13 protein-coding genes are annotated in these 12,051 nt (G+C 61.1%); 5 read left to right on the forward strand and 8 right to left on the reverse strand.

Going from position 1 to position 12,051, the window contains the following annotated elements; genetic code table 11:
• The first annotated feature begins 168 nt into the window (after positions 1-168).
• Positions 169-693, forward strand: a complete 525-nt coding sequence (locus tag ACFWXH_RS06020; protein WP_244483403.1) for a hypothetical protein — start codon at positions 169-171, stop codon at positions 691-693.
• Between the two features lie 5 nt (positions 694-698).
• Here the strand turns inward: ACFWXH_RS06020 and radC are convergent, their stop codons facing one another.
• Both radC and map read right to left on the reverse strand, forming a co-directional pair.
• The gene (gene radC, locus ACFWXH_RS06025; protein ID WP_379118334.1) at positions 699-1,451 is read right to left on the reverse strand and encodes a DNA repair protein RadC; all 753 of its coding nucleotides are present in this window, start codon (positions 1,449-1,451) and stop codon (positions 699-701) included.
• Positions 1,452-1,528: 77 nt separating this feature from the next.
• Positions 1,529-2,359, reverse strand: coding sequence for a type I methionyl aminopeptidase (gene map / locus ACFWXH_RS06030; RefSeq protein ID WP_054311582.1), 831 nt, complete (start codon positions 2,357-2,359; stop codon positions 1,529-1,531).
• A 158-nt stretch (positions 2,360-2,517) separates the two neighbouring features.
• Here map and ACFWXH_RS06035 point away from each other — a divergent pair, with 158 nt between their 5' ends.
• On the forward strand, positions 2,518-4,032 hold the full coding sequence (locus tag ACFWXH_RS06035; RefSeq protein ID WP_379118337.1) for an ArnT family glycosyltransferase: 1,515 nt from the start codon (positions 2,518-2,520) through the stop codon (positions 4,030-4,032).
• Positions 4,033-4,260: 228 nt separating this feature from the next.
• Complete coding sequence (locus ACFWXH_RS06040) at positions 4,261-4,524, forward strand: DUF982 domain-containing protein (RefSeq protein WP_379118981.1); 264 nt, start codon at positions 4,261-4,263, stop codon at positions 4,522-4,524.
• Between the two features lie 13 nt (positions 4,525-4,537).
• Here ACFWXH_RS06040 and ACFWXH_RS06045 read toward each other — a convergent pair whose 3' ends face one another.
• From ACFWXH_RS06045 to ACFWXH_RS06055, 3 genes are read right to left on the reverse strand one after another with little or no spacing between them, the layout of a single operon-like run.
• Complete coding sequence (locus ACFWXH_RS06045) at positions 4,538-4,987, reverse strand: Lrp/AsnC ligand binding domain-containing protein (protein WP_379118339.1); 450 nt, start codon at positions 4,985-4,987, stop codon at positions 4,538-4,540.
• The gene (locus ACFWXH_RS06050) at positions 4,872-6,041 is read right to left on the reverse strand and encodes an amidohydrolase (RefSeq protein ID WP_379118341.1); all 1,170 of its coding nucleotides are present in this window, start codon (positions 6,039-6,041) and stop codon (positions 4,872-4,874) included. The genes ACFWXH_RS06045 and ACFWXH_RS06050 overlap by 116 nt, the downstream gene beginning before the upstream one ends.
• Before the next feature lie 2 nt (positions 6,042-6,043).
• Complete coding sequence (locus ACFWXH_RS06055) at positions 6,044-6,682, reverse strand: GntR family transcriptional regulator (protein ID WP_054313255.1); 639 nt, start codon at positions 6,680-6,682, stop codon at positions 6,044-6,046.
• A 308-nt stretch (positions 6,683-6,990) separates the two neighbouring features.
• Between ACFWXH_RS06055 and glpX the strand changes: the two genes are divergently transcribed.
• Positions 6,991-7,974, forward strand: a complete 984-nt coding sequence (glpX, locus tag ACFWXH_RS06060) for a class II fructose-bisphosphatase (protein ID WP_054313254.1) — start codon at positions 6,991-6,993, stop codon at positions 7,972-7,974.
• 62 nt (positions 7,975-8,036) lie between these two features.
• A complete protein-coding gene (gene recJ / locus ACFWXH_RS06065) occupies positions 8,037-9,821 on the forward strand; it encodes a single-stranded-DNA-specific exonuclease RecJ (protein WP_379118343.1) in 1,785 nt (594 codons plus the stop codon).
• A 26-nt stretch (positions 9,822-9,847) separates the two neighbouring features.
• Here recJ and ACFWXH_RS06070 read toward each other — a convergent pair whose 3' ends face one another.
• The 3 genes from ACFWXH_RS06070 to folE all read right to left on the reverse strand — a co-directional run bounded on the left by ACFWXH_RS06070 (position 9,848) and on the right by folE (position 12,038).
• Entirely contained in the window at positions 9,848-10,819 is a 972-nt protein-coding gene (locus ACFWXH_RS06070) for a patatin family protein (RefSeq protein WP_379118345.1), read from the reverse strand.
• Positions 10,820-10,904: 85 nt separating this feature from the next.
• Positions 10,905-11,363, reverse strand: coding sequence for a phosphoribosyl-AMP cyclohydrolase (gene hisI, locus ACFWXH_RS06075; protein WP_379118347.1), 459 nt, complete (start codon positions 11,361-11,363; stop codon positions 10,905-10,907).
• Between the two features lie 36 nt (positions 11,364-11,399).
• Positions 11,400-12,038, reverse strand: coding sequence for a GTP cyclohydrolase I FolE (folE, locus tag ACFWXH_RS06080; RefSeq protein WP_379118349.1), 639 nt, complete (start codon positions 12,036-12,038; stop codon positions 11,400-11,402).
• Between the last annotated feature and the right edge of the window lie 13 nt (positions 12,039-12,051).

Here is a 12,051-nt window from a genome sequence, read left to right on the forward strand (position 1 = left end):
CGGTCTGCCGGCATGAGGAATTGCTCTGCGGCTCTGGTTTTCCCGACCGGTATGTACATGCAGACTACTGGCGGTAATCCGAGGTGCCACTAAATCACCACTAATCACTTGGTAAGTTGCCGTAGCGTAGCTTACCGCAGAGTCGCGGCTGTTTTCGCGGAGGGCAAATTGGCAAGGTCGGTCGTCGGACTTCGTCCGGTGCTGGGTATGGTGTTGCTGGCGTTGGGCGGTGGCGCCGCGCGGGCGGACGATATCGCCGACCGATGGCGGTTTGGCTCTGCTCCCGACGGCTCGATCACCGCCTCGGTCTCTGCCGACAGCATTATCGCCATCGGCAGCGGCGCGCTTGGGTACCGTCCGGTCCTGACCATTGCTTGCCGTCCGGACGGCGAGCCGCAATGGAGTGAATGGCTGCAGCTGAATGACGGCGTCGCCGCGGGGGACACCATCACTGTTGTCGTGTCGGTCGACGGTGGCCAGAATTTCAAGGAAGACTGGTCGGTGTCCAACGGGTCGCGAACATTGATGCGGCCTGGCACCGATGCGGTCAGCAGGTTGGCGTCCGCCAAGCACCTCAGGCTTTCATGGCGTTTCGGCGTGATCACCGGTCGTGCCAAGGCCGATTTCTTCCTGGGCGGCGCAGCTGCCGCCATCGATCGGCTGGCAGCCGAATGCAAGATCGCCACGCCCTGATCGCTTTAGATCAGCAGCAGCCCCTTCATCGAGGCATGACCTTTCTTACCGATGACGATGTGGTCGTGGACTGCAATTCCCAGCCGCTTGCCCGCCTCGATGATCTCCTTGGTCATTTCTATGTCTGCCCGGGACGGGGTAGGATCCCCCGATGGATGGTTGTGGACGAGGATGATCGCCGTGGCTGAAAGCTCCAGCGCCCGCTTCACGACTTCGCGCGGGTAGACAGGCGTATGATCGACCGTTCCAGTCTGTTGGACTTCGTCGGCGATCAGCATGTTCTTCTTGTCGAGGAAGAGGATGCGAAACTGCTCGCGGGCCTCGAATGCCATGGCTGCACGGCAATAATCGAGCAGCTGCTGCCAGGAGGACAATGATTCGCGACCGGTGACTTCGCTGCGCAGCGAACGATGCGTGACGGCGGCGATCACCTTGAGGTCGAGCGCTACTGCGGGGCCGACGCCCTTGACCTCTTGAAGCAGCGCGATCGGCGCACCCAGGACCTCGGCCAGACTGCCAAAGCGGGCGAGCAGAGCTTTGGCCATGGGCTTGGTGTCTGTGCGCGGGACGAGGCGGAAGAGCAGAAGTTCCAGCAATTCGTAGTCGGGCAGGGCGCTGTGTCCTGCGCTGGCAAACCGCTCGCGCAGCCTTTCGCGGTGACCAAGATAATGCGGCTTGTCGTCAGCGGTTTTCCGCTTCTCAAGCGCCAGCACCGGCTGTTCGGCCAGGAACCGGCGCTCATCGTCCCCGTTGCTCATCAAGCCCCCGCTTCGAGCCCTATCCCGCCTCCTCGGCGCGTCGGAGTGTAGTGGGAGTTCTGTGGCTGGGATAGGGGCTACAATGGCGGAAGACCCGGCCTGTCGAGCCCCTTCGGCGACAGCGTGAAAATCTCGCAGCCGGTCGAGGTCACGCCGATCGTGTGCTCATACTGTGCCGACAGCGAACGGTCGCGGGTGACCGCCGTCCAGCCGTCGGAAAGAACCTTCACATGCGGTCGACCGAGATTGATCATCGGCTCCACCGTGAAGATCATGCCGGGGCGCATTTCCACACCTTCGTTGGCATGGCCGTAGTGCAGGATGTTCGGCGCGTCGTGGAACAGCCGGCCGACGCCATGGCCGCAAAAATCACGGACCACGGAACAGCGCTCGCCTTCGGCATAGACTTGGATCGCCTGGCCGATGGCGCCCGTGCGCACGCCGGGGCGGATCGCGGCAATGCCGCGCATCAGGCACTCATGCGTCACTTCCATCAGCCGCTCGGCGGCGCGCTTGACGGTACCGACCGGATACATGCGACTGGAATCGCCATGCCAGCCGTCCAGGATGTAGGTGACGTCGATATTGACGATATCGCCGTCACGCAGCGGCTTGTCATCGGGGATGCCATGGCAAACGACATGATTGATCGACGTGCAGGACGACTTCGTGTAGCCGCGATAGTTGAGCGTGGCCGGCAGCGCGCCATGGTCCATGCCGAACTCGAAGACGAAACGGTCGATGGTATTCGTGGTGACGCCAGGCTTCACGATGTCGACCAATTCATCCAGGCATTGCGCGGTCAGCAGGCAAGCCTTGCGCATGCCGGCAAAGCTCTCCTCGTTGTAGAGCCTGATCTGGCCGGTGTTGCGCAGCGGGGCTGTTTCTGCGTCGAGATAGGTAACCATGGTATCCGGAAGCGTTTGTTTTCGGGCAGATTATCATGTGACACCGATGGCGTCGTTCTTCAACCTCTTGCATTGCATTGGCAGCGAGACAGGCGGCATTGACCGTGTTAGATGCCGATGGTTGGGGGAGATAGGGCATCTAGACGGGACGGTATTCCGTGTCGAGTATCTTCAGGCAGCTGCTCGGCTGGCCGGGCTGGCGCGCATCTCCCGCGCAATGGCAGATCAACATGTTGGAAGGGTGGGCCAGATGCTGGCTCCTGTTCGTACTTGGCGCGGGACTCCTCCTCTATTTTCCCTATCTGGGGTTGCGCCCGCTTCGTTTCGAAGAAGGTCGGCGCGCCCTGCAGGTTTTGGAGATGCTGGATGGCGACGCCTGGTGGCATCTCAAGTTTATCGGCACGCCCTACGTCAACAAACCGCCCTTCACGCCCTGGCTGATGGCAGCGGTGGCCGCGTTACGCGGCGTTCTGGATGAGGTGTCGATCCGCTTGCCGGGCGTGATTGCCGCGTTGGCCGGCGCGCTTTCGGCCGGCGCTGCTGCTCTTGTCCTTGCGCCGCGTGACCGAAAGGTAGCGGCCCTGACGGCGGGACTGGCCTTTCTCTGCTCGGTGCAGATTCTGCTGAGGGCACGCATCGGCGAGACCGACGTCACCGTCACCGCTCTGTGCGGCATGGCGCTGGCGCTCTGGTTGCATGGTCGTGCGCGACGGTACTTCACCCTCGTGCTCTGGCTCGGCATCGCCGCACTTCTCGCATGTGCGGCGATGACCAAAGGCCCGATCCCGGTTGCCTTTTCAGCTCTGCCGATGATTGTCATCCCGCTTGTTGAACGGAAGCCGCGTGATGCTCTTGCTGCCATCGCCGTGGTTGTGCTCGCGCATCTGCCGATGCTGGCTTGGGTCTGGTCGAACCACCCCGATGCCGGCGCCGCGCACTGGATCAGCGAAATGCGGCTGGGCGGCGAGGTGGGTGGTGACAATCAACTGACCCGGTTGCTGCATCTCAGCGATCTGCCCCTGGCGATACTCTACCAACTGCCATTCCTGCCGGCTGCGGTTGCCATGGTCTTTGCACGCTCCGATTTGCCGCAGGAGCGGCGCTGGGTCGTCGACGCATTGCTTTTGGCTGCCGTCCCGATGGGCGTGCTGACCACAATCCTGCCGATCGGGCGGACACGCTATTCGATGCCTGCAACATGGCCGCTGGCCGTCATGGCAGGGCTGTGGGTGTCGATGAACTGGCGCCGGCTCTATTTCGCGCATTTCGTCATCGGCGCCGGCCTGACCGTCGCGGTTGTCGTGCAACTGGTGCAGATCGTCCTTATGGATGGGCGCACCGGCGGTCAGCGTCAGCTGCGTGCCGATGTCGAAGCTTTTTCAACGGTGATGAAAGACCTGCCGCCGGGATCGATGCCCGTAGTTTGGGATCGTGACCATATGAACGAGAACATTCTGGTTTACGGCCATCGCAAGATGTTCGAGCTGGGGCACGATGAGCTCGATTGCCAGGTGACAAGCGGCTATCTGGTTGCTGGTGCTTCCGATCTCGCTGTGTTGGATGCTTCGCCCAACTGGACAAAAGTGCAATCGTTGTCGGATTGGGGAGCGCTTTACAAACGGGTTCCTGATACGCCGACGCGAAACTGCAAACCGCGCTTCGCTCCTGCTTGATCGACGCTGCAACCGGACGCTTGTTTCTATTCGAGCGGAAAACGACCTCGGCGGGGCTGCATCGGATATGTCTGTTGCAGAGATACAACCAGTGGTCGCGCTCTTGCCACAATTCACCATAAAAGCCTCTGGCAAGGAACTTCCACTCAGAAAAGACGTTCACGCCCGGGTGGAGGCAGTTCAAGAGGCGTCGTCATGCGCGAATTGCAGTTTGCCATACCCGTTCGCATTGTTCCGGTCCCCGACCAGCCGGTCGAGGAGATCTATGGCGTGGAACAGGCGATGGACTTCTTGTCCGAATGGCCGACAGGCAAGCAGGGCAAACTCTATCAGACGGCCTTCAATGCCTGTTTTGGGGCCAGTGTCGGTGTCGCGACGTCGGAAGATGCCTGCCGGGCCTTTGCGGCTTTCTGCCGTGCCAGCGGCATCATGGCCAAGGACATGATGCGGCCGCGCAAGCGTGGCGAAGGATCGGAAATGCTGCCGATCTGATTCAGCGATAGGACTAAGATTCTACCAACGGGAGAATACGCCTTAGCAGGAATTCCGTCCTGATCTTCCTGACGCCAGGAAGTCTTGAAAGGACGTTCCGGTGCAACCTATCGAACTCCTGCATCTCACTGACTGAGACAAACAACAAATAGTCCGGATTGCCGGCGACCGCATAGCACTCCTTGATCTCAGGATGCTGCAGAAGGGAACGTTCGAACAATTCCACTGATGCTGTTGTGAGCGCTTCCAACTCGATCCAGATTGGAATTTTCGTGGCTTCGGACAGGCTCGCCTGTCGCACCTTGTCGCCGCGTCCAGGCAAAGCCCGCACTGTCGTTTTGCAGAAGCTAGTTCTGCCTGGCCTCAGCGAGTGAGGCAAAGTAGGAAGCCCCGTAGGGCAGCACCTCGTCGTTGAAATCGAACCATGCGCTGTGAAGTATGCAGCCGTTGTTATCCGGTCCATTGCCGATCCAGCCGTAGCATCCGGGTCGGTCCTGGAGCATGAATGCGAAGTCCTCAACGATCATCGTTTGTGGCGGGTTGGTCTCGATCCTATTGAACACCGACGACCCCGCAGCCTCTGCTGATCGGGCGGCGGATTGCGAATTGATGAGTGTCGGATATTGCTGGACGTAGGCAACCTTGCACCGGGCGCCCGTCGAAAACCCGATGCCTTCCACGATGCGCCGTATCGCGGGTTCGGCCGCTGCGCGCGCCTCGGGAGAGAATGCTCTTACGGTGCCTCGAATGGTGACATTGTTCGGCAAGACATTGTAAGCGTCACCGCCGTGAATTTGCGTGGCGCTCACTACGATTGCATCCAGAGGGTCGGTGTTGCGTGCCGAAATCTGCTGGAGTCCGACCAGGATATGCCCGGCCGTCATAACCACATCGACGCCTTTCTGCGGTTGAGCAGCATGCATTCCGGTGGACATGACCTCGATTTCGAAGGCATCGCCCGACGCCATCATTGGCCCCGCTTTCACGGCGAAGGTTCCGACGTCCATTCCCGGCCAATTGTGCAGTCCGTAGATTTCATCGCACCCAAACGACTGGAACAGACCTTCCCGGATCATGCGCGCAGCGCCGCCATCTTCACCGCCCATCTCCTCGGCGGGCTGGAAGATGAAGATCACACGGCCCTCGAAATTTCTCGTCTCCGCAAGGTAGCGCGCAGCTCCAAGAAGCATTGTGGTATGCCCATCGTGTCCACAGGCGTGCATGACGCCCTTGTTCGTCGAGCGATGCGCAAAATCATTGCGCTCCTCGATCGCGAGCGCATCCATGTCGGCCCTTAACCCGATGGAGCGAGCGCCTTTCCGGTTGCCGTAGAGGACGCCTACAACACCCGTTCCGCCGACACCTTCGGTTACTTCGATTCCGTAGGAACGGAGTTTTTCGGCGACGAATCTGGCGGTCTCCTGCTCCTGGTAGGAAAGCTCCGGGTTGGCGTGAAGATGATGCCGCCACTGCGTCATGTCATCGTGAAACTCGGCGATCCTGTTTATGACGGGCATCGCTATTCTTCCCGGTTTCGTATGTCGTGGTGGGCGAACCGCAAGTGCTCGCTCAGGATTGACATCGCGCCGGCTTCGTCGCCATTCCGGCAGGCCTGAAGCAGTTTCCGGTGTTCGGCGGCCGATTTTTCCGGGCGAGCGACAATGGAACTCGCGATCACCTCCGCGAGCGCCGACGCCCGGTTAAGCTGCTCGATGGTTTTCAGAAGTGTCTGCCGATTGGATGGGCGGTACAGGGCATGATGAAAATCCCAGTTCAGCGCTGAAAGCTTCGACGGTTGCCGTTCTGCTTCCGCTGCGTCGAGCGCCATCTCGGCTTTCGCAAAATCAAGCTTGGTATGGTGTTGAAAGGCGGATTTGAGCGCCAGCGGCTCAAGCAGGAGCCGCATCTCGAACAAGTCGTCGACCATCCCAGGGTCAAGTGCTGCGACCCTTGCTCCCTTGTAGTCTGTTGCCTCGACCAACCCGTCCTCGACAAGTGACTGTAGGGCGTGCCGCAACGGTGTACGACTGACGTTCAGCTGTTCCGACAACGCTTCCTGCCGCAGCGGCTGACCCGGTTGAAAAGTGCCATTCAGGATCAATGTCCTGATCTGGGCTGCGGCTGCTTCAGCTTGCGTTATGTTTGTATCCGAAATCATGATTGTATCCAATATTAATAGAGGCACGTGTTGTCAACACTTGGGACTTCGCTGCGCACCGGGATCTGCGCATGTTTCTCTGGCGGGCCTGGAGACGATGGAAAGGTAAGATATCCGCAGTTGTCTCGGCGACGCCAAGCGGAACCATGCTGCCGTGTGCGGCAGAAAAAGCCGTTATCTCTTTCAATCGATTGATATTGTTTCTTGGCCGGGAAAGCTTCTCTCCGGGTCTTGCTGTTGTCATGAGGCTTTGACACAAGAAGCGCGCCTGCGCCTATTGGCGCCTTGCAAATGAGGATTTCCACTTCATGAATGCTATTCAGAACACGATCGCCGGTCTCGACCGAATTCTCACCATGGAACTGGTGCGCGTCACCGAGCGTGCTGCCGTCGCGGCGGCGCGGCTGCGCGGACGCGGCGATGAGAAGGCGGCCGATCAGGTCGCGGTCGATGCCATGCGGTCTGAACTGAACCGCCTCAACATCAAGGGCACCGTGGTGATCGGTGAAGGGGAGCGCGACGAGGCGCCGATGCTCTACATCGGCGAAGAGGTCGGCTCAGGCAAGGGACCGGCGGTCGACATCGCGCTTGACCCGCTGGAAGGCACAACGATCTGCGCCAAGAACCTGCCGAATGCGCTGGCCGTCATCGCGATCGCCGAAAAGGGCAGCCTGTTGTTCGCGCCTGACGTCTACATGGACAAGATCGCCATCGGTCCCGGCTATCCGGAGGGCACCATCGACATCGACGCTTCCCCGGCTGACAACATCGCCAGCCTGGCCAAGGCCAAGGGCGTGCCGGTGAACGAGGTCACCGCCTGCATTCTCGACCGGCCTCGCCACGCCAAGCTGATCGAAGCGGTGCGTGCAACCGGTGCGGCCATCCGCCTGATCGGTGATGGCGATGTCGCCGGCGTCATCCACACCACCGACCCGGAAGAAACTGGCATCGACATCTATATCGGCTCCGGCGGCGCACCTGAAGGTGTTCTGGCCGCGGCAGCCTTGCGTTGCACCGGCGGCCAGATGCAGGGCCGGCTCATCCTCGACACGCCGGAAAAGGTCGCGCGTGCCGCCAAGATGGGTATTTCCGATCCGAACAAGGTCTACCGTGTCGATGAAATGGCACGTGGCGACGTGCTGTTCGCGGCAACAGGCGTCACTGACGGCAACATGCTGGCCGGCGTGAAGTTCGGCCGCAATTACATCACCACCGACACGATCGTGCTGCGTTCCTCCTCGCGGACGGTGCGTGAGATCAAGGCCCGTCATCAGGACCTCGATAAGTTTTGATTTTTGCCGGTTTCGCCGTATTGAGCCGTCATGTGGCTCAATACGGCGAACGGTAATCCCGCATGACCGGTGAAAAGCGGTTCTTCCTTGATGTCAGGCGATCGGCTACCGGGCTTGCCTGGATGCATCGGCTGTCCGAGCGGCAGGATATGACTGCGCTTGCCATTGCCCAGGGCCATGGCGTTCCGGACATCGTTGCACGCGTCCTGGCGGGGCGTGGCGTGACCGCAGTGGGCACCGAGCGTTTTCTTGACCCCACCATCCGCGATCTCCTACCGGATCCCGCATCGCTGACCGATATGGACAAGGCCGCCATACGGCTGGCCGAGGCCATCATACGCGGTGAAAGGGTCGCCATTTTCGGTGACTACGATGTCGACGGTGCCGCCTCCTCGGCACTGCTCAAGCGCTTCCTGGCGCATTTCTCGGTGCCGTCGGAAATCTACATTCCCGACCGTATCTTCGAGGGCTACGGTCCCAACCCCGATGCGATGCGCGAACTGGTCGGGCGTGGCGCGAAACTCATCGTCACGGTCGACTGCGGCACCAACAGCGCGGCTTCCATAGACGCCGCCAGGGAGGCCGGCGCCGATGTCGTGGTGCTCGACCATCATCAGGTCGGTGGCGCGCTGCCGGCTGCGACCGCCATCGTCAATCCGAACCGCGAGGATGATCTTTCGGGGCAGGGGCACCTGTGTGCCGCCGGCGTGGTTTTTCTGACGCTGGTGCAGACCGCCAAGCTGCTGCGCGAACGGGTGCCGGATGCGCCGAGACCGGATCTGCTCGCCATGCTCGATCTCCTCGCCCTGGCAACGGTCTGCGATGTCGTGCCGCTGGTCGGCGTCAACCGCGCTTTCGTCGTCAAGGGGCTGCAGGTCGTGCGCCAGCAAAGGAATGTTGGTCTGGCCGAGCTGGCGCGCGTTTCACGCATCGGCGAACCGGTCAACACCTTCCATCTCGCTTTCCTGATCGGTCCCCGTATCAATGCCGGCGGGCGCATCGGCGATGCGGCTCTGGGCAGCCGCCTGCTGGCGACGGACGATCCCGTCGAAGCTCGCACCATCGCTGAAACGCTCGACCGGTTGAACCAGGAGCGCCAGACCATGGAGCAGGAGATGCTTGCCCAGGCTCGCGCCGAGGCCGATGCCGAATTGACCGGCGGGGACGGGCCGGCGGTGGTCGTTACAGCCTCCGACAGCTGGCACCCAGGCATCGTCGGGCTGATCGCCTCGCGGCTGAAGGAGCATGCGCGGAGGCCGTCCTTTGCCATCGCCTTCAATGCCAATGGCATAGGCACGGGGTCCGGTCGCTCTGTCGTCGGCTTCGACCTTGGCCGGCTGGTGCGTGAGGCCGCGGACGCTGGCCTGATCGTCAAGGGCGGTGGCCATGCCATGGCGGCAGGTATTACCGTCGAACGCGAAAAGCTTGGCGCTTTGCGTGCCTTCTTCGAAGCGCGCGCGGCTGCCGACGTGTTCCGCCTGCGCGACGAGGAAAGCCTTCTGGTGGATGGTGCGCTCGCCGCGGAAGGGGCAACGCTCACATTGCTCGACACGCTTGAAAAGGCCGGACCGTACGGCACAGGCCATGTGCAGCCGCTCTTCGTGCTGCCGCGTCATCGGCTGGTTGACGCGCGTACGGTTGGTACCAACCACATTCGCGCCGATCTGGCCTCCGAAAGCGGTGGACGCATCCAGGCGATGGCCTTCCGCGCGGTTGACACCACCCTGGGTGAATTCCTCTTCAAGAACAGGGGAAAGACCCTGCACGTGGCCGGCTCGGTTTCGGGAAACTACTGGAACGGCAGCCGCAGCGTGCAATTCCGCATCACCGATGCGGCGATCGCTTGATCGATAAAAAGGTTGGCGCAGGCCAGCTAGGCCAGAACGGCCTGCAATCGTTTCAACTCCTCGACATGCGCCATCGTGGCTTCATAGCCGAGGCGGATCGCCTCGTCGGCGCGATGGAATTCAGTCAGGCCGACATGGCCGAGCTTGGGCTGCAACGACAAGTCCGGCGGGTCGCCCGCCATGCGGGCGCGCGAAATGCGATCCTGGATGATGTTGAAGGCTTCAACCATCATGCCGGTAATGCCGAGCCGCGTTCCTTGCGCGGTGGCATTGGGGTCGAAGCGGCCAGATCTCGGCGCGTCTTTCTGGACCACCAACTCACCGGCATTGTGCTTGATGACGGCGGCGCGGCCGAACAGGTCGTAGTGGAGGTTCACCGCCACCACCATCGGTTGCTCGTAGGCACGGCATACCGATACCGGAACCGGATTTACCAGCGCTCCGTCGGCCAACACGCGGCCATTGCAGTTGACCGGTTCGAAAACGCCGGGCAGGGCATAGGACGCACGCATTGCGGTGACCAGCGAGCCCTGATTGATCCAGATCTCGTGGCCCGTCCTGACTTCCGTTGCGACGGCAACGAATGACTTGGGCAGGTCTTCTATGCGAAGCCCGTCGAGATGCTCGCGCAGCCGGGCGTCGAGCTTCATGCCCCCGAACAGACCGCTGCCACCCAGATTGATGTCGAGCAGGCCGAAAATGCGCCGCCGGGTCAGGCTGCGCGCGAATTCTTCCAACTCATCCAATTTGCCGGCAAAATAGCAACCACCGACCAGCGCACCGATTGAAGTCCCGGCAATCATCGAGATTTCGAGGCCGACCTCATCCAGCGCGCGCAGCACCCCGATATGGGCCCAGCCACGTGCTACGCCGCCGCCAAGAGCCAGTGCGATACCGCATTTCTTAGGATGCTTGAGCGCTGGTGCCCCGTCCGATGACGACGGGTCATTCGCTTCGCGAACAATTCCCCTGCCACGCAATGACGCCCATTCGAGCATCACAGTCTCCCTTATCCCACGGCCATCTTACACAATGGCCGTATCGAAATCATGAATCGGGCAAAGTTGGGTCCCGGCGGGATAATCAACGAGGCGTCCGATAGGTTTCCTGCGCATCGAACAGTGGCTCGGAGCCATCTCCGGCGAGCGTCCCCTTGCCGTCGACAAGCACCACCGTCCGATAAAAACAAGAACGCCGGCCAGTGTGACAGGTTGCATCGTGTCCTGTAACTTTTACGCGAAGCCAGACCGCGTCCTGGTCGCAATCCGTTCTGATCTCAACGACATGCTGGAAGTTTCCCGACGTCTCGCCCTTCTTCCACAGCGCCTTGCGCGAGCGCGACCAGTAGTGAGCGATGCCGGTCTCCAGCGTAAGGGCGAGCGCTTGCGCGTTCATATGCGCGACCATCAGGAGCATGCCGTCATCCACGTCGGTGACGACGGCCGTGACAAGGCCGCCGGCGTCGAAACGCGGGGTAAAGTCACCACCTTCCTCCAGCTGGCGCTTGTCGCTGGATGGTTCGGAAAACTGCAAAGTCGTCATCGCCGGATCCTGGAAATCTGGAGCCGGAGAAGCGGATCAGGCTCCGCTGCCGGCGCGCACCATGGTAACGAACCGGATCTGTTCCTCGGGATTGTCCCGGAAGCTGCCGGTGAAGGTGGAGGTGAGGGTCGTCGACCCCTGCTTGCGGATGCCGCGCATGGCCATGCACATATGCTCGGCCTCGATCATCACCGCAACGCCGCGCGGATTTAGCACATCCTGAATGACACCGGCAATCTGCGCGGTCATCGCTTCCTGCGTCTGCAGGCGGTGCGCAAAGATATCGACGACACGGGCGATCTTCGAAAGCCCGACGACCTTGCCGTCCGGCAGATAGCCGACATGCGCCTTGCCGATGATCGGCACCATGTGGTGCTCGCAATGTGAATGGAACTTGATGTCGCGCACGATGACGAGGTCATCATAGCCGGCGACTTCCTCGAAGGTCCGGCCGAGTTCTTCGGCCGGGCACATATCGTAGCCGCCGAACATCTCGCGAAAAGCCTTGGCAACGCGTTTCGGCGTGTCGACCAACCCTTCGCGGTCCGGATTGTCTCCGGTCCAACGCAAAAGCGTGCGAACTGCCGCCTCGACTTCCTCCTGGCTCGGCCGGTCGGTAACCGGCTTCTCCATATAGGCCGACTGCGGCATCATCTTCTTGATGGCGGCATCCATGAAAGGCATCTCC

Source organism: Mesorhizobium sp. NPDC059054, assembly GCF_042739215.1.
GTDB lineage: Bacteria > Pseudomonadota > Alphaproteobacteria > Rhizobiales > Rhizobiaceae > Mesorhizobium.

Coding starts and splice junctions, on each gene's coding strand:
- radC (WP_379118334.1), bottom strand. CDS start 1,451: ATGAGCAACGGGGACGATGAGCGCCGGTTCCTGGCCGAACAGCCGGTG.
- glpX (WP_054313254.1), top strand. CDS start 6,991: ATGAATGCTATTCAGAACACGATCGCCGGTCTCGACCGAATTCTCACC.
- ACFWXH_RS06050 (WP_379118341.1), bottom strand. CDS start 6,041: ATGCCCGTCATAAACAGGATCGCCGAGTTTCACGATGACATGACGCAG.
- ACFWXH_RS06045 (WP_379118339.1), bottom strand. CDS start 4,987: ATGGACCGGATAACAACGGCTGCATACTTCACAGCGCATGGTTCGATT.
- map (WP_054311582.1), bottom strand. CDS start 2,359: ATGGTTACCTATCTCGACGCAGAAACAGCCCCGCTGCGCAACACCGGC.
- recJ (WP_379118343.1), top strand. CDS start 8,037: ATGACCGGTGAAAAGCGGTTCTTCCTTGATGTCAGGCGATCGGCTACC.
- ACFWXH_RS06055 (WP_054313255.1), bottom strand. CDS start 6,682: ATGATTTCGGATACAAACATAACGCAAGCTGAAGCAGCCGCAGCCCAG.
- ACFWXH_RS06070 (WP_379118345.1), bottom strand. CDS start 10,819: ATGCTCGAATGGGCGTCATTGCGTGGCAGGGGAATTGTTCGCGAAGCG.
- hisI (WP_379118347.1), bottom strand. CDS start 11,363: ATGACGACTTTGCAGTTTTCCGAACCATCCAGCGACAAGCGCCAGCTG.
- folE (WP_379118349.1), bottom strand. CDS start 12,038: ATGGATGCCGCCATCAAGAAGATGATGCCGCAGTCGGCCTATATGGAG.